The following is a 20,032-nucleotide window of genomic DNA, read 5'->3' as shown; positions in this document are numbered from 1 at the left end:
GTTACTGACCATCTGTTCGGTAAATAGAAACTAAACGAACAGTTGGTAACCGTCAAATTGAGAAGGGCAGGCTTATGTCATAGAATCACCGCCAGTTATCCGGATCAGGAAATACCCGTGCGACCGTTGAAAATCCCCCGTGAAGAGCTGCTCCTGCGGTGCGCCAATACCTTCAAACGCCTCGGCTACCATGGCACCACCATGGACGTACTCGCGTCCGCTTGCGGCTTTACCAAGGCTTCGTTCTATCACCACTATCCGAACAAGGAGGCCTTGCTGCGTGACGTGCTCGACTGGACGCATCAGGTCATCAACCAGACCTTGTTTGCCGTTGCCTTCGACGAAAAACTCACGCCACAAGAACGCCTGAGCAAAATGGGCCGCAAGGCTGCGCGGCTGTTTCAGGATGACTCGATTGGTTGCCTGATGGGCGTGGTGGCGGTCGATGCGGCGTACGGTAAAAGTGAATTGCTGGAGCCGATTCGCGGCTTTTTCGATGCATGGACCAAGGCGTTTGCGCATTTGCTGGAAGGCCAGGCCGATGAGGGACAAGCCTTGCTGACCGCTCGACAATGGGTGGCGGATTACGAGGGGGCGATTCTGCTGGCGCGGGTCTATGGTGACGCGGCTTACATCGATGCGGTGACGCGTCGGGCGCTGGAACACTTGAGTGCCTGTCAGGCACCGACATAAGGTTTACGCGCTGTGTGTTGTGTCCTCGACAGTGTCAGCCACGACGCACACTGACTTTTTATCCGATCAGGGAGCAACACCATGAGTGCAATCACCCCGGCCGTGATGGCCGATCTCGCGCCCGACGGCGTGCTGCATGCCGCCATCAATTTTGGCAACCCGGTGCTGGCACAGCGCGGGGCGGACGGTGCGCCGCAGGGTGTTTCGGTGGCATTGGCCAAAGCATTGGCTGCCGAGTTGGGTGTCGAATTGGAGATGCGCACCTTTGATGCGGCGGGCAAGGTCTTCGCGGCGTTGGAAGAGGGCGTATGGAATCTGGCGTTTCTTGCGATCGAGCCGGTGCGTGAGGCGCAGATCGCGTTCAGCGAGCCGTACGTGATTATTGAAGGGACTTATCTGATCGAAGCGCAGGCACCGTATCGCAACGTCGAGGATCTCGATCAGCCAGGATTGCGACTGGCCGTTGGCAAAGGCGCAGCCTATGACCTGTTCCTCAGTCGTACGCTGCAGCACGCACAATTGGAGCGTGCCGAAACCTCGGCGGGTGCCGTTGACCTGTTTATCGAGCAACACCTGGATGCCGCCGCCGGTGTCCGTCAGCCATTGCAGAAGGTCGCGGATGCCGACGCGCGTTACCGCGTGCTGGACGGTGCATTCACGGCGATTCGCCAGGCCATGGCCGTGCCCCGTGGGCGCAGGGCCGGCGCGGCGTATGTGCGGGCGTTTGTCGAGCGCAAGAAGGCTGAGGGGTTTGTCGCTGCAGCGCTCGCCGAGAGCGGGCAGGGCGATGTGACGGTGGCGCCTTGAGACCAAAAAAAGGGCCACCGCGGCCCGACGCTTGGGTGGCCCTGAGGGGGACATTCTTGAAATGACGGCAGACCCTGTGGGAGCGAGCCTGCTCGCGAAGAGGCCGTGTCAGTCAACCTTAACGTTGAATGACACACCGCATTCGCGAGCAGGCTCGCTCCCACATTTGGAATGCATTCCTGTAGGAGCTGTCGAGTGAAACGAGGCTGCGATCTTTTGATCTTGTTTTTTCACAGCAAGATCAGAAGATCGCAGCCTTCGGCAGCTCCTACAGGGGGTTTCAGTGGGAACCGGCGGCTTTGTTGAGGTCGCTTTCGCTCCATTCGGTGTAGACGCAGGCATCAGCCGTGGCCCAGCGTACTTGCACCGGGTCGCCAGCCTTGAGCGGCATGCCTGCCGCCGACAGTGCTTTCACCGTCATCGACGTGCCGCCCGAGGTGACCACGCTGCACGTCTGGCTCTCGCCGAGGAACAGCACTTCTACGACCTTCGCTGAAACCTCATTCCAACCCGACGGCAACGGTTCGCTGATTGCCTGCGACACGCTCAACGCCTGCGCCTTTTCCGGCCGCACCATCAGCAAAACATCCTGATCGGTGTGCAACCCAGCGGTCAGTCGAATCGACAATGACTGCCCTTCAAACGAAGCCGCCGCATTACCCTGCGCCTTGAGCTTGAGGAAGTTCGAGTTGCCGAGGAACGACGCCACAAACGCATTCGGCGGGTTCTGATAAAGGTCGTAACCGCTGCCCAATCCCACAATCTTGCCATGACTGAAAATCGCAATGCGCTGCGACAAGCGCATGGCTTCTTCCTGGTCGTGGGTCACGTAAACGATGGTGATGCCCAGACGGCGATGCAGTTGGCGCAGTTCGTCCTGCAAATCCTCGCGCAGTTTTTTATCCAGCGCACCGAGCGGTTCGTCCATCAGCAAAATGCGTGGTTCGTAGACCAAGGCGCGGGCGATGGCGACACGTTGTTGCTGGCCGCCAGACAACTGCGAAGGGCGACGATGGGCGAACTGTTCCAGTTGCACCAGTTTCAGCATCGCATCGACGCGCTTTTCACGTTCGGCGGCCGCGAGTTTGCGAATCGCCAGCGGGAAGGCAATGTTGTCGCGCACCGACAAATGCGGGAACAACGAATAGCGTTGAAACACCATGCCGATGTCACGCTTGTGCGGCGGCACATTGACCAACGATTCACCGTTGACGAGGATTTCGCCGCTGCTCGGCGTTTCAAACCCGGCGAGCATCGACAGCGTGGTGCTTTTGCCCGAGCCGCTGGAGCCGAGAAAGGTGAGGAATTCACCGTCCTTGATGTCCAGCGAGATGTTGTCGACGGCGGCAAAGTCGCCGTAGTGCTTGTTCAGGTTGCGCAGGCTGACCAGGGGTTTGTCGTTCTGCTGGGAAGCGTCTTTGATCACGGCACTCATGTCGTACTCCTGGCGCTCAGGCGCTGATTTCGTTGCGCCGGCGCAGGGCGGCGGCGATGACCATGACCAATACTGACAAGCCGATCAGCAGCGTCGAAGCGACGGCGATCACTGGCGTCAGGTCCTGGCGCAAGGTGGTCCACATTTTCACGGGAAGGGTTTGCAGGGTCGGGCTGGCCATCATCACGCTGAGCACCACTTCGTCCCACGAAACCAGGAAGGCGAAGAGGGCGCCGGCGACCATGCCCGGACGAATCGCCGGGAAGGTCACCTTGAACACCGCTTGCAACCGTGAGGCGCCGCAGATCACCGCCGCGTCTTCAATCGACTGATCGAACAGCTTCAGCGAGTTGATGATCGAGATGATGGTGAACGGCAGCGCGACGATCACATGGCTGACGACGAAGGCGAACATCGTCCCGGTGTAACCGAGCTTGAGGAACAGCGCGTACACCGCCACGGCGATGATCACCAGCGGCACGATCATCGGCAGGGTGAACAGGCCGTAGAGCATTTCCCGGCCGGGAAAACGTCCGCGCACCAGCGCAAACGCCGTCGGCAAACCAAGGGCCACGGCGCAGATCGTCGTCAGCACAGCAACCTTGAGGCTGGCGGCAGCGGCGCTCATCCAGTCCTGGTTGGAGAAGAACTGGCCGTACCATTTCAGCGTCCAGCCCGGTGGCGGAAACACCAGCCACTGCGAGGAGCCGAACGACAGCAGCACGATAAAGACGATCGGCAACAGCAGGAACAGACCGATCAGCCCGGTGGTGGCGTACAAGCCGAAGCGCATGCGCCGGCTCATCGCATTGGGGGTCAGGAGCATGTCGGCTTACCTCGCGTTACTGGCGCCAACCGGGGATTCCGGCTGAAGCTTCAGGTAGAAGTAGAACAGCACCAAAGTGATCGCGATCAGCAACGCGGCGCCGGCACTGGCCAGGCCCCAGTTGAGGAACGATTGCACCTGCTGAATGATGAACTCCGGCAGCATCATGTTCTGCGCCCCGCCGAGCAGCGCCGGAGTCACGTAGTAACCGAGTGACATGACGAACACCATCAGGCCACCGGAGGCCAGACCCGGCCGACACAGCGGCAGGAACACCCGGAAGAAGTTGGTCCATGGACTGGCACCGCAGATCGAGCCGGCCTGCAGAATCATCGGATCGATGGCCTGCATGGTCGCCTGCAACGGCAGGACGATGAACGGGATCATGATGTAGCTCATGCCGATCACCACGCCGGTGAGGTTGTGCACCATCTCCAGTGGCTGATCGATGATGCCCATCGCCATCAAGGCCTTGTTGATCACGCCCGAAGCCTGCAGCAACACCAGCCACGAATAGGTGCGGGCGAGCAGGCTGGTCCACATCGACAACAGCACGATGTTGAGAATCCAGCGCCCCCAGCCGCGCGGCACCAGCGTGATCGCCCAGGCCAGTGGAAAGCCCAGCAGCAGGCTGAACAGCGTTACCAGCCCAGCCACCGAAAAGGTGTTGAGCAGCACTCGGGCATAGGCCGAGTTGGCGAACAGTTGTTCATAGTTGCCAAGGCCAGGCGTCGGTTCGAGCACGCCGCGCAACAGCAGGCCAATCAACGGTGCGAGAAAAAACAGGCCGATGAACAGCAGCGCCGGTAAGAGGTTGCCGGCGCCGCGCCAGCGTTGTCTGAGGGACGGGGCTTGCTGCATCGCAACCGCCTGTGTTCCGTGGGCCGAGCCGGCAGCGCTGGTCGCGCTGCCGGTGGCAGTGGAGGGACGGGACGCGGTGGCCGCCATTTTCATTTGACCAGCCATTCGTTCCACCGTGTCGCGATGGCCTGGCCGTTTTTGGCCCAGTACGCGAAATCAAGAGTGATCTGATCCTTAGCGTAGGCAGTCGGCAGGTTGGGGGCCAGCGTCGAATCCAGACGCTCCACACTGTCGAGGTTGACCGGGGCGTAGGCGGTCAGGTTGGAGAAGTCGGCCTGGCCTTTGGCGCTGCTGGCGCTGGCGAGAAACTTCATCGCCGCGTCCTTGTTTTTCGAACCTTTTGGAATCACCAGAATGTCGGCCATGACCAGGTTCTGTTTCCAGCTCACGCCCACCGGGGCGCCGTCTTCTTGCAGGGCGTGGATACGACCGTTCCAGAACTGGCCCATGCTCGCTTCACCGGACGCCAGCAGTTGCTGCGACTGCGCGCCGCCGCCCCACCAGACGATGTCTTTCTTGATGGTGTCGAGTTTCTTGAAGGCGCGATCCAGATCCAGCGGGTAGAGCTTGTCGGCGGCTACGCCATCGGCCAGCAGCGCCAGTTCGAGCACGCCTGGGCTTGGCCATTTATAGAGGGCGCGTTTGCCGGGGTAGGTTTTGGTGTCGAACAGGGCGCTCCAGTCCTGCGGCTTGTTGGCGCCGAGTTTGCCCTCGTTGTAGCCGAGGACGAAGGAGAAGAAGAACGAGCCGACGCCGTGATCGCTGACGAAGCGCGGGTCGATCTTGTCGCGCTGAATCACTTTGAAATCGAGGGGTTCGAGCAGGCCTTCAGCGGCGGCGCGTAGCGCGAAATCGGCTTCGACATCGACCACGTCCCATTGCACGTTGCCGCTCTCGACCATGGCTTTGAGTTTGCCGTAGTCGGTCGGGCCGTCCTGCACGACGGTGATGCCGCTGGCCTTGCTGAACGGATCGGCCCAGGCCTGTTTCTGCGCGTCCTGGGTGCTTCCGCCCCAGCTGACGAAGTTCACGCTTTCGGCCGCCATTGCAGCCTGGCCGGTGACGCTGAGCAGTCCCGCAAAAAAGATCGCGGTTGCAGCTTTGTTCAACACCATGTTCACGCCCTCATTGTTGTGTTTTTGAGCGGGCTTGCGTTGTTGCCCGCCTGTCGGGAGCAGTAGCTGGACGTTCGTTGAAGCGTCCGGTCTATGGAATATCATATTATGGTATTCCAAACTTTGTGCAAGCACTTTGCCTTACCGGTTATCTGGCGGCTGTCCTTTTTTGTGGTTCGAAGAAATGGATCTGAAAAGCAAAACCCCTGTAGGAGTGAGCCTGCTCGCGATTGCGGTGTATCAGCCAATATCATTGTTGAATGTCACACCGCAATCGCGAGCAGGCTCACTCCTACATTTGGATTTGTGTTCGTCGTGGGTTATTCGGTGAAGGGGATGCTTTCGACCACTTCCAGGTCATACCCGGTCAACCCGGCGTATTTGAGCGGCGGGCCGAGATGGCGGAGTTTGCCAACCCCCAGATTCTGCAGAATCTGCGCCCCAGTCCCCACCTCGGAATAAATCCGCGATTGCGAACGACTGAACTGCCGTGGCGGTTGGGTCAATTGCGGCACCCGCTCCAGCAGCGCCTGCGACGACTCGTGATTGGCCAGCACCACCACAACCCCATGCCCCTCAGCCGCGACCCGTTGCAGCGCCGCCCACAGCGTCCAGTTGGTCGGCCCGCTGTACTCGGCGCCGACCAGATCCCGCAACGGATCGATCACGTGCACGCGCACCAGCGTCGGTTCTTCACGGCGCAAATCGCCCATGACCATCGCCATGTGCACGCCGCCCTCGATGCGATCCTCAAAGGTGATCAAACGGAACGTGCCATGCACCGTCGGCAGCTCGCGTTCACCAATCCGTTCAATGGTGTGTTCGGTGCTCAGGCGATAGTGGATCAGGTCGGCGATGGTGCCGATCTTGATCCCGTGCTTGCGCGCAAACACCTCCAGATCCGGGCGGCGGGCCATGGTGCCGTCGTCGTTCATCACCTCGACGATCACCGAGGCTGGCGTAAACCCTGCGAGGCGTGCAAGGTCACAACCCGCCTCGGTATGCCCGGCGCGGGTCAGCACGCCACCTTCCTTGGCGCGCAGCGGGAAGATGTGGCCCGGCTGCACCAGGTCTTCGGCGCGGGCATTCGGAGCAACGGCAGCAGCAACGGTGCAGGCGCGATCAGCCGCCGAGATGCCGGTGGTCACGCCCACCGCCGCTTCGATCGACACGGTAAACGCGGTGCTGAACACGCTGCCATTGGCCGGCACCATTTGCTCCAGGCCCAGACGCTGGCAGTGGGCGTCGGTGAGCGTCAGGCAAATCAGCCCGCGCGCTTCACGGGCCATGAAGCTGATCGCCTCAGGCGTGCAACGGTCGGCGGCCAGCAACAGGTCGCCTTCGTTTTCGCGGTCTTCGTCATCGACCAGCAAAACCATTTTGCCGAGGCGATAATCTTCGATGATTTCTTCAATGCTGTTGAAGGCCATGCTGGACTCTCAAGGTTCGTTGGAAATATATTGGTATACCATAATACAAAATCAACAAAGAGGTCACTATGAAGGCGTACTGGATTGCTCATGTGGATATAGCCGATGCCGATCACTACAGCCAATACACCCAGCGCGCGCCGGCAGCCTTCGCCGCGTTTGGCGCGAAGTTTCTGGCAAGAGGCGGGCGCAGCGAGGCGATGGAAGGGCGCGAGACGCCGCAGCGCAGCGTGGTGATCGAGTTCGAGAGCTATGAAAAGGCTGTGGCGTGCTACCACTCGGCGGCGTACCAGGAGGCGAAAAGTTACCGCGAGGAATGGGCGAGGGCGGAGATCATCATCGTCGAAGGCATGCCGCCAGTTTAAGCAGCATCACAAACCCCCTGTAGGAGCTTGATCGTTCCCACGCTCCGCGTGGGAATGCCTCTTCGGACGCTCCGCGTTCGGCTTTGAAAGGGACGCGGAGCGTCGCGGGCTGCATTCCCACGCGGAGCGTGGGAACGATCAAAGATCGCAGCCTTCGGCAGCTCCTACAGGGATTTTTGGGTGTCAGAGGGATGTGATCAGCGGATAAAGTGGATCTTGCCGCTATCATCATTGCCCATGTAAATCCCATACACCCCAGCCTGACGCTCTTCGATGTAGCGCTCAAGAATCTGCCGGATCGCCGGGTAATAGATCTGCTCCCACGGAATGTCTTCCGGGGCGAAGAATTTGTAATCCATGGTCTCCGGCCCATACTGCCCGGTAATCTCCAGCGCGATCGCGCGGAAGATGATGTACACCTCGCTGATCTTCGGCACGCTGAAAATCGAGTACGGCGAGACGATTTCCGCGCGCACGCCGCTTTCTTCCCAGACTTCGCGGACGGCCGCTTGCTCGGTGGTCTCGCCGCTTTCCATGAAACCGGCGGGCAGCGTCCAGGTGCCCGGGCGCGGGGGAATCGCCCGTTGGCACAGCAGGTATTTGCCGTCCTGCTCGATGATGCAGCCGGCAATGATTTTCGGATTGATGTAGTGGATGTAACCGCAGCCACGGCACATCAGGCGCTCGTGCGTATCGCCCGGCGGCACCTGCTGACCGAGGTCAGGGCCACCGCATTTCGGGCAAAAGCTCGGGCTGAACATATCAGTGACCTATACGGGGTTCTTTCAGCGCGATCGGCAGGGTCATGGCCGGCGTGCCTTTAACGACAGAGCCGGTCTCTTCCTGTTTGCGCTTGAGGTAGTCGAGCGCTACCGCAGCGGCAGCGCGTACGTGGTCGACACAGGCCTGATGCGCCACCAGCGGATCGCCGCCCTTGATCGCCTCGACCATTTTTTCCATTTCCTGATTACTCGCGCCGCGACGGTTTTCCTGCGATACCGAAGTCGCGCGCAGGTAGCTGATGCGCGCCTGCAACTGACGCAACTGAGTGGCCGCGACATGGTTGCCCGAACCTTCGAGCAGCACGTCGTAGAAGCCTTGCACCGAGTCGATCACCTGTTGCAGTTCGCCGTCCTTGAGCGCCTTGCGGTTCTCGTCGAGGGCTTTTTCCAGGGCCTTGATGTCCTTGGCTTTGGCGCGCAGGGTGAACAACTGCACGATCAAGCCTTCGAGCACGCAACGCAGTTCGTAGATGTCGACGGCATCGGCGAGGGTGATGATCGCCACGCGCGGGCCTTTGGCATCGGCGAACTCGACCAGGCCTTCGGATTCCAGGTGACGCAAGGCCTCGCGCACGGAGGTGCGGCTGACGCCCAGGCGATCGCACAGATCGCGCTCGACCAGACGATCACCGGGCATGAGCTGGAAATTCATGATCGCGCTACGCAGTTTATCCAGCACGATTTCGCGCAGGGTAACGGGGTTGCGATTGACCTTGAAGCTGTCGTCGAGGGGCTGGCGTTTCATGGGGTCCGCTCTTTCGGTTGGCTGTCCATGCCAGACGGGCATCTAAACAGCCGAGGGGTTAACTGGGGCTTCGGCGTCGGCTTCGGCAAAGGCTTCACGGGCCAGCCGGAAACTGTCCACGGCTGCCGGAACGCCGCAATAGATGCCGACCTGAAGCAGAATTTCGCGTATTTGCTCACGACTCAGGCCGTTACGCAAGGCGCCACGCACATGCAGCTTGAGTTCGTGCGGACGGTTGAGCGCCGAGATCATCGCCAGGTTGATCATGCTGCGCTCCTTGAGCGACAAGCCTTCACGCCCCCAGACGTGGCCCCAGCAGTATTCGGTGACCATTTCCTGCAGGGGGCGGGTGAAGTCGTCGGCGTTCTCGATTGAGCGCTGCACGTAGGCTTCACCCAATACCTGAGTGCGGATCTTCAGGCCTTTTTCATACTTTTCGTTACTCATCATTCCTCCTCACAACGCATACCCACCTGTTGGAATGAAACCTGTGGTGAGGGGATTTATCCCCGACGGGGTGCGAAGCAGCCCCAACACCTGCAACCGCGATTTGCCAGACATACCGCGTGCGATGGTTTTACGGCTGCTTCGCAGCCGGTCGGGGATAAATCCCCTCACCACAATGGGCAGTTCCACAGTGGGATGTGTGTGGATCTGTCAGGCCAATGTCGGCAACGGGCCGAGCTTGCCTTTGTGGTAGATCATCGGTGTCACCGGTTGCTCGGGCAGGATCAGGTTCTTCACCGCACCGACGATGATCGCGTGATCACCACCATCATATTCCCGCCACAATTCGCACTCGATGATCGCCGTCGCCTTGGCGAGGATCGGGTTACCGAGTTCGCTTAAATGCCACTCGATACCGGCGGCCTTGTCCTTGCCTTTACCGGCGAAAGCATAGGCCTCGGCGGTCTGGTCAGCCGACAGCAAGTGAATCGCAAACTTCTTGCTGTCACGCAGAATCGGATAAGTGTCGGAGGCGTAGTTGGGGCAGAACAGCACCAGCGCCGGGTCGATCGACAGCGCGCTGAACGCACTGGCGGTGATGCCGACGATCCCGCCCTCCGGGTCAACAGTGGTAACCACCGTGACGCCGGACGGGAACGAGCTCATGACGTCTTTATAAATGCCGGGTTCGATCATTTCGCAGGACTCCTAGCGCATCACAAACGGATCAGGCATTGGCGCCTGAGACAAGTTGATCCACACCGTTTTCAGTTCGGTGTAGGCCAGCACCGAATCGATGCCGCTTTCGCGTCCATAGCCACTGTTCTTGAAGCCGCCGATCGGTGCCATCGCTGACACCGCGCGGTAAGTGTTGACCCAGATAATCCCCGAACGCACATCGCGAGCGAGGCGATGAGCCCGGCCCAGGTCGCGCGTCCAGATGCCGGCCGCGAGGCCGAACTGCGAGTCGTTGGCGATCGCCAGCGCTTCGGCTTCATCTTTAAAGCGGATTACCGAAGCCACCGGGCCGAAGACTTCTTCCTGCATGATCTTCATCGAATTGCGGTCGCATTCGAACAGCGTTGGCTCATAGAACCAGCCTTCGCCGAGATCGGTCGGCCGCTTGCCGCCAGTGCGCAGACGCGCGCCTTCAGCGATGGCATCAGCGACCAGACCTTCCACTACCGCCAGTTGCTGCGCGGTAGCCATCGGGCCCATCTCGCTGTTGTCTTCTTGCGGGTTGCCGATGCGGATGCGCTGGGCGCGTTCGACCAAGCGATTGACGAATTCTTCGTAGATTTCGTCCTGCACCAACAGCCGCGAACCGGACACGCAGCTCTGCCCGGACGCCGCATAAATCCCGGCAATCGCGCCGTTGATCGCGCTGTCCAGATCGGCGTCGGCGAAGATGATGTTCGGCGACTTGCCACCCAGTTCCAGCGACAGCTTGGCGAAGTTCTCGGCGCTGCTGCGCACCACATGCCGCGCTGTCGCCGCGCCGCCGGTGAAGGCGATTTTGCGGATCAGCGGATGGCGGGTGAGGGCGGCGCCCGTGCTCGGGCCGTAACCGGTGACGACGTTGACCACGCCCGGAGGAATCCCGGCTTCGAGGGCCAGACGCGCCAGTTCCAGAATCGTTGCCGAGGCGTGCTCGGACGGCTTGATCACAATCGTGTTGCCAGCGGCGAGGGCCGGGGCGAGTTTGATTGCGGTCAGATACAGCGGGCTGTTCCACGGAATGATCGCGGCCACCACACCCATCGCTTCGTGCACGGTGTAGGCGAACAGATCCGGCTTATCCAGTGGCAGCGTGCCGCCTTCAAGCTTGTCGGCAAGGCCGGCGGTGTAGTGGAGGAACTCCGGCAGATAACTGACCTGGCCACGGGTTTCGCGGATCAGCTTGCCGTTGTCGCGGCTTTCCAGCTGCGCCAGTTGTTCTTTATTTTCGGCGATCAAGTCACCGAGACGGCGCAGCAGTTTGCCGCGTGCGGTGGCGGTAAGGCCACGCCAGGCCGGGCTGTCGAAGGCAGTCTGTGCCGATTGCACGGCGCGTTCGACGTCCGCCTCATCAGCGTCGGGCAGCTCGGCCCAGGCTTGCGCCGTAGCCGGGTTGAGGCTTTCGAAGGTCTTGCCGGAGAGGGCGTCGACCCATTCTCCGCCGATGCACATCTGGAAGCGTGCGAGTGTCATGCAACGATCCCCTTTATATGGTTTTGTCGGGAGTGTGCGAATTGGAGAAATTCCAACAGCGTCTGATTGACCAGACGCGGCGACTCTACGGGCATCATATGCCGTTGCTCGGGCAGCACGGCAACCTTTGCACCGGGGATGCGTCGAGCCAGTTGCTCGGCCATTTCCGGGGTCGAACCCGGGTCGAGTTCGCCGGTGGCGATCAGCGTCGGCGCCTGAATGCTGCCCAGATCGTCAACGCGGTACATGTCTTGGGTGGCGAACAATTCGTAAGTGGTCAGGTAGCCTTGCGGATCATTGCCGGCGAGGGTCTGGCGAATCGCCGCGATCTGCGCCGGATTAGCCGCCTGATATTCGCGGCTGAACCAGCGTGACAGCGCCGCTTCGGCATTCGCGTCCGGGCCATGTTCGGCCGCTTGCGCGGTGCGAGCAATGACGCCGGCACGCTGTTCTTCGCTGCGGTTGAACACGCTGTTCAACACTACCAGGCTTTGCAGGCGCTGCGGGTAATGCAGGGCAAAGGCCCGCGCGACCAGACCGCCCATGGAGAAACCGATCACCGCTGCCTGCGGCAGATTCAGATGATCAAGCAGCTCCAGCAACTGATCGGCGTAACCGAGCAGATTGGTGCCGCTGGCCGGTCGCGGGCTGGCGCCATGGCCGAGCATGTCGTAGGCGATCACTTGGTATTGGCTGGACAGGCCGACAATCTGGCCGCCCCACATTTCTTTATTCAGGCCCACGCCGTGGATCAAAACCACGGGCTGGCCTTGGCCGGTCGCCAGGTAACTGGTGCCAGCCGGGGTGAGTTCAGCGGTGAGCCGAATCATGGAGCGCTCCTGCAATGCCTTTTTATTGTGGTTACTGGGCTTTTTCGGCGGCCAGTTCTTCCAGATCGATGTAGCGGTTGCCAATGCGCGGGTGCAGGCGACCACCGTCGGCGCAGCCCAGCACGACAACGATTTCGTCGGCACGCGGCGCGTCTTCGATCTGCATTTCCAGAGTGATGTAGTGCGAACGCTGACCTTCGTCGTCCTTGTGCATCATCGGGATCTGGATCGAGGTGCCCGGGCCGCCGCGCTTGTTGGTGAAGCTCAAGTAGCTCTTGGCGTTGACGGCTTCACGGTAGTGGTTGCCGAAGCGCAGGGTGTGGATCACGGCGGAGGCGTGTTCGATCTCGCCGTCAGCACCGACCACGGCGGCTTTGCCGTAGGCCTCGATCTTCTCGGCACCGCCGATGATGCCGACCAGACGCTCAACCATCAGCGCACCGAGGTCGGAGCAGTTGGCGCGGATCTGCGGCTTGAGGTCTTCGACGAAACCGTTGCCCACCCAAGGGTTTTTCATCACCACGGCGAGGCCGACCATGGTCACTGGCTTGTCAGTGGCTTTGCCGCCTTCGATGAAGGTTTCTTCGACATAGCTGACGATCTTGCGAATTTCGAAACTCATGAGCTGCTCCGTAGGGGATTGAGAGTGTCTGTGCGTCTGATGGTATACCATAATACCGATCGTGCAAGTCCCCTCCGCAAGATTCCCCTCATCCATCCGACGAATCCTCCGTCATCACAACGCAAAATCCCTGTAGGAGCTGCGGCACGCTGCGATCTTTTGATCTTTAAAGACCAGGATCAAAAGATCGCAGCCTCGTTTCACTCGTCAGCTCCTACAGGGGGATGCGTTCATTCCGTGCGGTTAACAAAAGATAACGTGGCGCCGATTGTCAGACGTTTCGAAAGCCCGATAGGATGAGCCAGCTTCCGAAGTGGCTCTGGATTGCGGGTTTCAGGACTATGCTCCTGAGCAGCCATCAGCGGAGCACACTTGCGGCGCCCTTGAAGGCCAGATGGCCTAACAATAATAAAGAGGGGAAGGTCTATGAGTCGTTGCCGCCCGCCGGCGTTACGCAACACCGCGTTGCTGGCCACAGCACTGTCCATGCTGGGTCTGGCCACGTTATCGGCACCGGTGATCGCCGCCGAGGCCCCAGCCGACGTGGTCTATGCCACCGAATCCGGCAAAGCCGCGAAAAGCCTGATTCTCGATGTTGTCCACGCCGGAGCTCGGTTGGTGGCGGTCGGGGATCGCGGGCACATCCTTTATTCCGATGATCAGGGCAAAACCTGGACCCAGGCCAAGGTGCCGAGCCGGCAACTGCTCACCGCCGTGTATTTTGTCGACGACAAACACGGCTGGGCGGTCGGGCATGACGCACAAATCCTCGCCAGCGCAGACGGCGGTCTGACCTGGACCAAGCAATTTGAAGACCTCAAACGTGAATCGCCGCTGCTCGATGTCTGGTTCAAGGACGTCAACAGCGGCTTCGCCGTGGGCGCTTATGGTGCGCTGTTGGAAACCACCGACGGCGGCAAGAATTGGCAAGACGTCAGCGATCGCCTCGACAACGAAGACCAGTTCCACCTCAACGCCATCGCGGCGGTGAAGGATGCCGGGCTGTTCATCGTCGGCGAGTCGGGCAGCATGTTCCGCTCCGCCGACGACGGCCAGACCTGGGAAAAACTCGAAGGCCCGTACGAAGGTTCGCTGTTCGGCGTGATCGGCACGGCCCAGCCACAAACCCTGTTGGCCTATGGGCTGCGCGGCAACCTCTACCGCTCTACCGATTTCGGCAGCAGCTGGGAGCAGGTCGAGCTGAAAGCCGCGCGCGGTGCGCTGGAGTTCGGCCTCTCAGGCGCAACCTTGCTGCCGGACGGTTCGATTGTGATCGTCGGCAACGGCGGCTCGGTGGTCAGCAGCAGCGACAACGGCGAAACGTTCAGCGTGTTCAACCGTCCGGATCGCATCTCGCTGTCTTCCGTCACCGCGGCCGGCGACGGCAATCTGATTCTGACCGGGCAGGGTGGCGTTCACACCACTCAGCCAAACGGCGCCGAAGTTAATAATAAGAAGGCGGGGCTATGACTTCCTTGATCACTCCTCAGCAGGAAAAGGCGACGTTCCTTGAACGCCTGATCTTCAACAACCGCCCGGCAGTGATTCTGATCTGTCTGGTGGTGAGCATTTTCCTGTTCTGGCAGGCGACGCTGATCCGGCCGTCGACCAGTTTCGAAAAAATGATCCCGCTCAAGCATCCGTTCATCGAGAAGATGATGGAGCACCGCAACGACCTGGCGAACCTCGGCAACACCGTGCGCATTTCGGTCGAAGCCACTGACGGCGACATCTTCTCGAAGGAATACATGGAGACCCTGCGCCAGATCAACGACGAGGTGTTCTACATTTCCGGCGTTGACCGTTCCGGTCTGAAGTCGCTGTGGAGCCCGAGCGTACGCTGGACCGAAGTGACCGAAGAGGGTTTTGCCGGCGGTGAAGTGATCCCGCAGAGCTACAACGGCTCGCAGGACAGCCTCGATCTGCTGCGCAACAACGTGCTCAAGTCCGGCCAGGTCGGGCGTCTGGTGTCCAACGACTTCAAGTCGAGCATCGTCGACATTCCGCTGCTGGAGTCCTATCCGGACCCGCAGGATCAGGGCAAGTTGCTGGCGCTGGACTATCGCCAGTTCTCCCATGAACTCGAAGACAAGATCCGCAACAAGTTCGAAGCGCAAAACCCCAACATCAAGATCCACATCGTCGGTTTCGCCAAGAAAGTCGGCGACTTGATCGACGGTCTGGTGATGGTGGTGCTGTTCTTCGGCATCGCGTTTGTCATCACCCTGATCCTGCTGCTGTGGTTCACCAACTGCGTGCGCAGCACCATCGCGGTACTGAGTACGACGCTGGTGGCGGTGGTTTGGCAGCTTGGTTTGATGCACTTCTTCGGTTTCGGGCTCGATCCCTATTCGATGCTGGTGCCGTTCCTGATCTTTGCCATCGGTATTTCCCACGGCGTGCAGAAGATCAACGGTATCGCCTTGCAATCCAGCGAGGCCGACAACGCCCTGACCGCAGCGCGGCGCACCTTCCGGCAGCTGTTCCTGCCGGGGATGATCGCGATTCTCGCGGATGCGGTGGGCTTCATCACGCTGCTGATCATCGATATCGGTGTGATCCGTGAACTGGCCATTGGCGCGTCGATCGGCGTGGCGGTGATCGTGTTCACCAACCTGATCCTGCTGCCGGTGGCGATTTCCTATGTCGGCATCAGCAAGCGCGCCATCGCCAAGAGCAAGAAAGACGCGAATCGCGAACATCCTTTCTGGCGCTTGCTGTCGAACTTCGCCAACCCGAAAGTTGCACGCATCTCGGTAGTGCTGGCGCTGATCGCCTTCGGTGGCGGCCTCTGGTACAGCCAGAACCTGAAAATCGGCGACCTCGACCAGGGCGCACCGGAACTGCGTCCGGACTCGCGCTACAACAAGGACAACAACTTCATCATCAACAACTACTCGACCAGTTCCGACGTGCTGGTGGTGATGGTCAAGACCAAGTCGGAAGGCTGCTCACGCTACGAAGCCATGGCGCCGATCGACGAGCTGATGTGGAAGATGCAGAACACCGAGGGCGTGCAGTCGGCGATCTCGCTGGTGACCGTGTCCAAGCAGATGATCAAGGGCATGAACGAGGGCAACCTGAAGTGGGAAACCCTGTCGCGTAACCCGGACGTGCTGAACAACTCGATTGCCCGCGCAGACGGCCTGTACAACAACAGTTGCTCGCTGGCACCGGTGCTGGTGTTCCTCAACGATCACAAGGCTGAAACTCTGGATCGGGCCGTTCACGCGGTGCAGGAATTCGCCAAGGACAACAACAAGGACGGTCTGGAATTCATCCTCGCCGCCGGTAACGCCGGGATCGAAGCGGCCACCAACGAAGTCATCAAACAGGCTGAGCTGACCATCCTGATTCTGGTGTACATCTGCGTGGCGGTGATGTGCATGATCACCTTCCGTTCGTGGGCGGCGACCTTGTGCATCGTCCTGCCGCTGGTGCTGACCTCGGTACTCGGCAACGCGCTGATGGCGTTCATGGGCATCGGCGTGAAAGTCGCGACGCTGCCGGTGGTGGCGCTGGGTGTGGGCATTGGTGTCGACTACGGCATCTATATTTACAGCCGCCTGGAAAGTTTCCTGCGTGCCGGCCTGCCATTGCAGGAAGCCTATTACCAGACGCTGAAATCCACCGGTAAAGCCGTACTGTTTACCGGTCTGTGCCTGGCGATCGGCGTGTGCACGTGGATCTTCTCGGCGATCAAGTTCCAGGCCGATATGGGGCTGATGCTGACCTTTATGTTGCTGTGGAACATGTTCGGTGCGTTGTGGCTGCTGCCGGCACTGGCGAAGTTCCTGATCAAGCCGGAGAAACTGGCGGGGCAGAAGGGTAATTCGCTGTTTGCGCATTGATCTGAAGGGCTGAAACGACAAAGCCGCAACCTAGGGTTGCGGCTTTTTTATTTCCCGAATTCCACGCAGATCAAATGTAGGAGTGAGCCTGCTCGCGATAGCGGTGTGCCAGTCGGGAAATGGTTTACTGATACACCGCTATCGCGAGCAGGCTCACTCCTACAGGGGAATAGTGGTGTGTCAGGAGAGTTCTGTGCCAAGCACGACGCTGAGCGCACTGCGCGCATCATCCAGCTGCACCAGCGTTGCGTGGCGAGCGCCAAGGGCATCACGGTTTTCGATGGCGGTCAGAATTGCTTTGTGCCGAGGCAACGCCAGCTCATGCAGATTCGGCCGCTGATTCGAATGCTTCAACGCCTCGGCAATCGCCACCGAGAGCATGTTGCACAGATTCGCCAGCAAATCGTTGTGTGTCGCATCGGCAATCCGGCTGTGGAAATCCAGGTCCGGCTGCAACAACGCTTCTGGCGTCGGCGCCGCTTCCATGCGTTGATACGCCTCGCCAATCGCGGCAATATCAGCCTCGGTCGCGTGCTGAGCAGCGAGGGCAGCGGCGGCCGGTTCAATAATGCTGCGCACACTCGTCAGCACATTGAAAAATTCATTCTGCGGGCTGCTTTGCATCAGCCAATGCAGTACGTCCGGGTCGAGCATGTGCCATTCGCGGCGTGCCTTGACCACTGTTCCCACACGCGGCCTGGAATACACCAGACCCTTGGCCACCAACACCCGCGTGGCTTCACGCAACACCGGCCGGCTGACCGCGTACTCCTCGCAGAGCAAAGCTTCGGCGGGCAGTTTGTCGTCGGGCTTGAAGCGTCCGGAGACGATCTGCATGCCCAGTTCCTGGACGATGCGCGAGTGCATGCTTTTGCGGTCGGAGGGTTTGCGGTAATCCATGGGGAACGGCGCGATCCTGAGCGATGGAGATGCCGCGCATCATAGCAGGCACCAGACAAACTTGAGGGAGTACACAAAAGCAAATGTAGGAGTGAGCCTGCTCGCGATTGCGGTGTGTCAGCTGAACAATTGCTGACTGACACACCGCAATCGCGAGCAGGCTCACTCCTACAGGGGAATGCATTCCGATGTAGGAGCTGCCGAAGGCTGCGATCTTTTGCTCTTAATGGGAATGGCGCGGCACTTCAGCCCCTCGGCAACCGACCAGGAAGTCAAAGTCACAGCCCTGATCCGCCTGCAGCACATGGTCGATGTACAACTGACGATACCCCCCCACCAACAATTGCTGCGGCGGTTGCAAATCTGCCATGCGCGCCGCCAGTTCGGCATCCGGAATATCCAGGTGCAAACGCCCGGTGGCGCAATCCAGCTCGATCCAGTCGCCTTCCTTCACCGTCGCCAAAGGCCCGCCAGCCGCCGCTTCCGGCGCCACGTGCAAGACCACCGTGCCGTACGCGGTGCCGCTCATCCGTGCATCGGAGATACGCACCATGTCCGTCACACCCTGCGCCAACAGCTTTGCCGGTAAACCCATGTTGCCGACTTCGGCCATGCCCGGATAACCCTTCGGCCCGCAGTTCTTCATTACCAGAATCGAATCTTTATCGACGTCCAGCTCCGGATCGTTGATCCGCGCCTTGTACATGTCGAAGTTCTCGAACACCACCGCACGGCCGCGATGCTGCATCAGTTCCGGCGTGGCGGCGGACGGCTTTAGCACTGCACCGAGCGGCGCCAGATTGCCGCGCAACACACAAATTCCGCCGTCGGCGCGAATCGGATTGTCGAGCGTGCGGATCACCTCGTCTTCGCCATAGATCGGCGCGTCCTTGGTGTTCTCGCCGATGGACTTGCCATTGACGGTCAACGCATTCGGATGAGGAATCAGATTGGCTTCACCGAGACGGCGCAGCACCGCTGGTAAACCACCGGCGTAATAGAACTCCTCCATCAGGAAACGTCCGGACGGTTGCAGGTCGACAATGGTCGGCATGCCGCGCCCCATGCGCGTCCAGTCATCCAGATCCAGCTCGACACCGATGCGCCCGGCGATGGCTTTCAAGTGAATCACCGCGTTGGTCGAACCACCGATGGCCGCGTTAACCCGAATAGCGTTTTCGAAGGCTTCCTTAGTGAGGATCTTCGATAGACGAAGGTCTTCGCGCACCATCTCCACCGCGCGCATGCCGGACATGTGCGCCAACACATAACGTCGCGCATCCACCGCCGGAATCGCCGCGTTGTGCGGCAGCGAAGTGCCGAGTGCTTCAGCCATGCACGCCATGGTCGACGCGGTGCCCATGGTGTTGCAGGTGCCCGCCGAACGCGACATGCCGCCCTCGGCTGCAAGGAAATCGTCGATGGTGATGGTGCCAGCCTTGACCTGTTCGCTGAGCTGCCAGACCACAGTGCCCGAGCCGATGTCCTTGCCCTTGTGCTTGCCGTTGAGCATCGGCCCGCCGGTCACGACAATCGCCGGCACGTCGCAACTGGCCGCGCCCATCAGCAGCGCCGGGGTGGTTTTGTCGCAACCGGTCAGCAGTACCACGCCGTCAATCGGGTTGCCGCGAATCGCTTCTTCGACGTCCATGCTCGCCAGGTTGCGGGTGAGCATGGCGGTCGGGCGCAGGTTCGATTCGCCGTTGGAGAACACCGGGAATTCCACTGGAAAACCACCGGCCTCGATCACCCCGCGTTTGACGTGCTCCGCGATCTGGCGGAAGTGCGCGTTGCACGGGGTCAGTTCCGACCAGGTGTTGCAGATGCCGATGATCGGCTTGCCGTGGAACTGGTGGTCGGCGATGCCCTGATTCTTCATCCAGCTGCGGTACATGAAGCCGTTCTTGTCGGCCGTGCCAAACCATTGGGCGGAGCGCAGGGTGGGTTTCTTATCAGACATGATCGATTCTCTTATTGTATGACTATAGTGTTCCAGCTACGGCTTAATCTAAGCTCAAAATCCTAGGTTTGGAAGTGTTGTTGGTGAATTAGTATTACTATATAGTCGTTTTCGACGGAGGGATGGCCCTGGCGGTTTACCGTGAGAGGCGTCCCCCGAGGTTCTATAAAAAC

19 protein-coding genes are annotated in these 20,032 nt (G+C 60.1%); 5 read left to right on the top strand and 14 right to left on the bottom strand.

Features of this window, described 5'->3' with window-relative positions; all coding sequences use genetic code 11:
* Positions 1-117: 117 nt before the first annotated feature.
* Together ACZZ0B_RS13200 and ACZZ0B_RS13195 are read left to right on the top strand one after the other, a co-directional pair.
* Positions 118-693 carry a TetR/AcrR family transcriptional regulator gene (locus tag ACZZ0B_RS13200; RefSeq protein WP_463545416.1) on the top strand — a complete coding sequence of 192 codons (576 nt, stop codon included), beginning with the start codon at positions 118-120 and terminating at the stop codon, positions 691-693.
* Positions 694-774: 81 nt separating this feature from the next.
* Entirely contained in the window at positions 775-1,500 is a 726-nt protein-coding gene (locus ACZZ0B_RS13195; RefSeq protein WP_463545415.1) for a transporter substrate-binding domain-containing protein, read from the top strand.
* Positions 1,501-1,780: 280 nt separating this feature from the next.
* On the opposite strand, the gene ACZZ0B_RS13190 is transcribed toward ACZZ0B_RS13195, so the two are convergent.
* The 5 genes from ACZZ0B_RS13190 to ribBA all read right to left on the bottom strand — a co-directional run bounded on the left by ACZZ0B_RS13190 (position 1,781) and on the right by ribBA (position 7,167).
* Positions 1,781-2,935, bottom strand: a complete 1,155-nt coding sequence (locus ACZZ0B_RS13190; RefSeq protein ID WP_463545414.1) for an ABC transporter ATP-binding protein — start codon at positions 2,933-2,935, stop codon at positions 1,781-1,783.
* Positions 2,936-2,951: 16 nt separating this feature from the next.
* The gene (locus ACZZ0B_RS13185; RefSeq protein ID WP_463545413.1) at positions 2,952-3,761 is read right to left on the bottom strand and encodes an ABC transporter permease; all 810 of its coding nucleotides are present in this window, start codon (positions 3,759-3,761) and stop codon (positions 2,952-2,954) included.
* Positions 3,762-3,767: 6 nt separating this feature from the next.
* On the bottom strand, positions 3,768-4,715 hold the full coding sequence (locus tag ACZZ0B_RS13180) for an ABC transporter permease (RefSeq protein ID WP_463546936.1): 948 nt from the start codon (positions 4,713-4,715) through the stop codon (positions 3,768-3,770).
* Complete coding sequence (locus ACZZ0B_RS13175) at positions 4,712-5,737, bottom strand: ABC transporter substrate-binding protein (RefSeq protein WP_008088087.1); 1,026 nt, start codon at positions 5,735-5,737, stop codon at positions 4,712-4,714. Before ACZZ0B_RS13175 ends, ACZZ0B_RS13180 begins: the two co-directional genes overlap by 4 nt.
* 320 nt (positions 5,738-6,057) lie before the next feature.
* On the bottom strand, positions 6,058-7,167 hold the full coding sequence (gene ribBA / locus ACZZ0B_RS13170) for a bifunctional 3,4-dihydroxy-2-butanone-4-phosphate synthase/GTP cyclohydrolase II (RefSeq protein WP_064119862.1): 1,110 nt from the start codon (positions 7,165-7,167) through the stop codon (positions 6,058-6,060).
* A 68-nt stretch (positions 7,168-7,235) separates the two neighbouring features.
* On the opposite strand from ribBA, the gene ACZZ0B_RS13165 reads away from it, so the two are divergent.
* Positions 7,236-7,532, top strand: a complete 297-nt coding sequence (locus ACZZ0B_RS13165) for a DUF1330 domain-containing protein (protein WP_008088081.1) — start codon at positions 7,236-7,238, stop codon at positions 7,530-7,532.
* Between the two features lie 197 nt (positions 7,533-7,729).
* Here the strand turns inward: ACZZ0B_RS13165 and ACZZ0B_RS13160 are convergent, their stop codons facing one another.
* From ACZZ0B_RS13160 to ACZZ0B_RS13130, 7 genes are all read right to left on the bottom strand, one after another.
* A complete protein-coding gene (locus ACZZ0B_RS13160; RefSeq protein WP_158830922.1) occupies positions 7,730-8,293 on the bottom strand; it encodes an NUDIX hydrolase in 564 nt (187 codons plus the stop codon).
* A gap of 1 nt (position 8,294) precedes the next feature.
* Positions 8,295-9,059 (bottom strand): GntR family transcriptional regulator, encoded by a 765-nt coding sequence (locus ACZZ0B_RS13155; RefSeq protein ID WP_110720961.1) that lies wholly within the window; start codon positions 9,057-9,059, stop codon positions 8,295-8,297.
* Positions 9,060-9,101: 42 nt separating this feature from the next.
* A complete protein-coding gene (locus ACZZ0B_RS13150) occupies positions 9,102-9,506 on the bottom strand; it encodes a carboxymuconolactone decarboxylase family protein (RefSeq protein ID WP_008088075.1) in 405 nt (134 codons plus the stop codon).
* 210 nt (positions 9,507-9,716) lie between these two features.
* Entirely contained in the window at positions 9,717-10,202 is a 486-nt protein-coding gene (locus tag ACZZ0B_RS13145; protein ID WP_038368096.1) for a flavin reductase family protein, read from the bottom strand.
* A gap of 12 nt (positions 10,203-10,214) precedes the next feature.
* Entirely contained in the window at positions 10,215-11,696 is a 1,482-nt protein-coding gene (locus ACZZ0B_RS13140; protein ID WP_463545412.1) for an aldehyde dehydrogenase, read from the bottom strand.
* Positions 11,693-12,526: an alpha/beta fold hydrolase gene (locus ACZZ0B_RS13135; protein ID WP_129392924.1), complete on the bottom strand. Its 834-nt coding sequence runs from the start codon at positions 12,524-12,526 to the stop codon at positions 11,693-11,695. The genes ACZZ0B_RS13140 and ACZZ0B_RS13135 overlap by 4 nt, the downstream gene beginning before the upstream one ends.
* 31 nt (positions 12,527-12,557) lie before the next feature.
* Positions 12,558-13,148: an amino acid synthesis family protein gene (locus ACZZ0B_RS13130; protein ID WP_007917992.1), complete on the bottom strand. Its 591-nt coding sequence runs from the start codon at positions 13,146-13,148 to the stop codon at positions 12,558-12,560.
* A 426-nt stretch (positions 13,149-13,574) separates the two neighbouring features.
* Here ACZZ0B_RS13130 and ACZZ0B_RS13125 point away from each other — a divergent pair, with 426 nt between their 5' ends.
* A complete protein-coding gene (locus ACZZ0B_RS13125; protein ID WP_463545411.1) occupies positions 13,575-14,618 on the top strand; it encodes a WD40/YVTN/BNR-like repeat-containing protein in 1,044 nt (347 codons plus the stop codon).
* The gene (locus ACZZ0B_RS13120) at positions 14,615-16,999 is read left to right on the top strand and encodes an efflux RND transporter permease subunit (RefSeq protein ID WP_008088046.1); all 2,385 of its coding nucleotides are present in this window, start codon (positions 14,615-14,617) and stop codon (positions 16,997-16,999) included. Before ACZZ0B_RS13125 ends, ACZZ0B_RS13120 begins: the two co-directional genes overlap by 4 nt.
* A gap of 180 nt (positions 17,000-17,179) precedes the next feature.
* Here the strand turns inward: ACZZ0B_RS13120 and ACZZ0B_RS13115 are convergent, their stop codons facing one another.
* Together ACZZ0B_RS13115 and ACZZ0B_RS13110 are read right to left on the bottom strand one after the other, a co-directional pair.
* Entirely contained in the window at positions 17,180-17,899 is a 720-nt protein-coding gene (locus ACZZ0B_RS13115) for a FadR/GntR family transcriptional regulator (RefSeq protein WP_463545410.1), read from the bottom strand.
* A 223-nt stretch (positions 17,900-18,122) separates the two neighbouring features.
* On the bottom strand, positions 18,123-19,859 hold the full coding sequence (locus ACZZ0B_RS13110; RefSeq protein WP_008088043.1) for an IlvD/Edd family dehydratase: 1,737 nt from the start codon (positions 19,857-19,859) through the stop codon (positions 18,123-18,125).
* Between the last annotated feature and the right edge of the window lie 173 nt (positions 19,860-20,032).

Source organism: Pseudomonas sp. AC247, from assembly GCF_979258015.1.
This window is presented reverse-complemented; position numbering and strand designations above follow the sequence as displayed.

Excerpts from the sequence above, each read along its gene's own strand:
- ACZZ0B_RS13125 (WP_463545411.1), top strand. The coding sequence starts at position 13,575 with ATGAGTCGTTGCCGCCCGCCGGCGTTACGCAACACCGCGTTGCTGGCC.
- ribBA (WP_064119862.1), bottom strand. The coding sequence starts at position 7,167 with ATGGCCTTCAACAGCATTGAAGAAATCATCGAAGATTATCGCCTCGGC.
- ACZZ0B_RS13195 (WP_463545415.1), top strand. The coding sequence starts at position 775 with ATGAGTGCAATCACCCCGGCCGTGATGGCCGATCTCGCGCCCGACGGC.
- ACZZ0B_RS13135 (WP_129392924.1), bottom strand. The coding sequence starts at position 12,526 with ATGATTCGGCTCACCGCTGAACTCACCCCGGCTGGCACCAGTTACCTG.
- ACZZ0B_RS13145 (WP_038368096.1), bottom strand. The coding sequence starts at position 10,202 with ATGATCGAACCCGGCATTTATAAAGACGTCATGAGCTCGTTCCCGTCC.
- ACZZ0B_RS13110 (WP_008088043.1), bottom strand. The coding sequence starts at position 19,859 with ATGTCTGATAAGAAACCCACCCTGCGCTCCGCCCAATGGTTTGGCACG.
- ACZZ0B_RS13180 (WP_463546936.1), bottom strand. The coding sequence starts at position 4,715 with ATGAAAATGGCGGCCACCGCGTCCCGTCCCTCCACTGCCACCGGCAGC.
- ACZZ0B_RS13120 (WP_008088046.1), top strand. The coding sequence starts at position 14,615 with ATGACTTCCTTGATCACTCCTCAGCAGGAAAAGGCGACGTTCCTTGAA.
- ACZZ0B_RS13115 (WP_463545410.1), bottom strand. The coding sequence starts at position 17,899 with ATGGATTACCGCAAACCCTCCGACCGCAAAAGCATGCACTCGCGCATC.
- ACZZ0B_RS13150 (WP_008088075.1), bottom strand. The coding sequence starts at position 9,506 with ATGAGTAACGAAAAGTATGAAAAAGGCCTGAAGATCCGCACTCAGGTA.
- ACZZ0B_RS13140 (WP_463545412.1), bottom strand. The coding sequence starts at position 11,696 with ATGACACTCGCACGCTTCCAGATGTGCATCGGCGGAGAATGGGTCGAC.
- ACZZ0B_RS13185 (WP_463545413.1), bottom strand. The coding sequence starts at position 3,761 with ATGCTCCTGACCCCCAATGCGATGAGCCGGCGCATGCGCTTCGGCTTG.
- ACZZ0B_RS13160 (WP_158830922.1), bottom strand. The coding sequence starts at position 8,293 with ATGTTCAGCCCGAGCTTTTGCCCGAAATGCGGTGGCCCTGACCTCGGT.
- ACZZ0B_RS13130 (WP_007917992.1), bottom strand. The coding sequence starts at position 13,148 with ATGAGTTTCGAAATTCGCAAGATCGTCAGCTATGTCGAAGAAACCTTC.
- ACZZ0B_RS13175 (WP_008088087.1), bottom strand. The coding sequence starts at position 5,737 with ATGGTGTTGAACAAAGCTGCAACCGCGATCTTTTTTGCGGGACTGCTC.
- ACZZ0B_RS13155 (WP_110720961.1), bottom strand. The coding sequence starts at position 9,059 with ATGAAACGCCAGCCCCTCGACGACAGCTTCAAGGTCAATCGCAACCCC.
- ACZZ0B_RS13165 (WP_008088081.1), top strand. The coding sequence starts at position 7,236 with ATGAAGGCGTACTGGATTGCTCATGTGGATATAGCCGATGCCGATCAC.
- ACZZ0B_RS13190 (WP_463545414.1), bottom strand. The coding sequence starts at position 2,935 with ATGAGTGCCGTGATCAAAGACGCTTCCCAGCAGAACGACAAACCCCTG.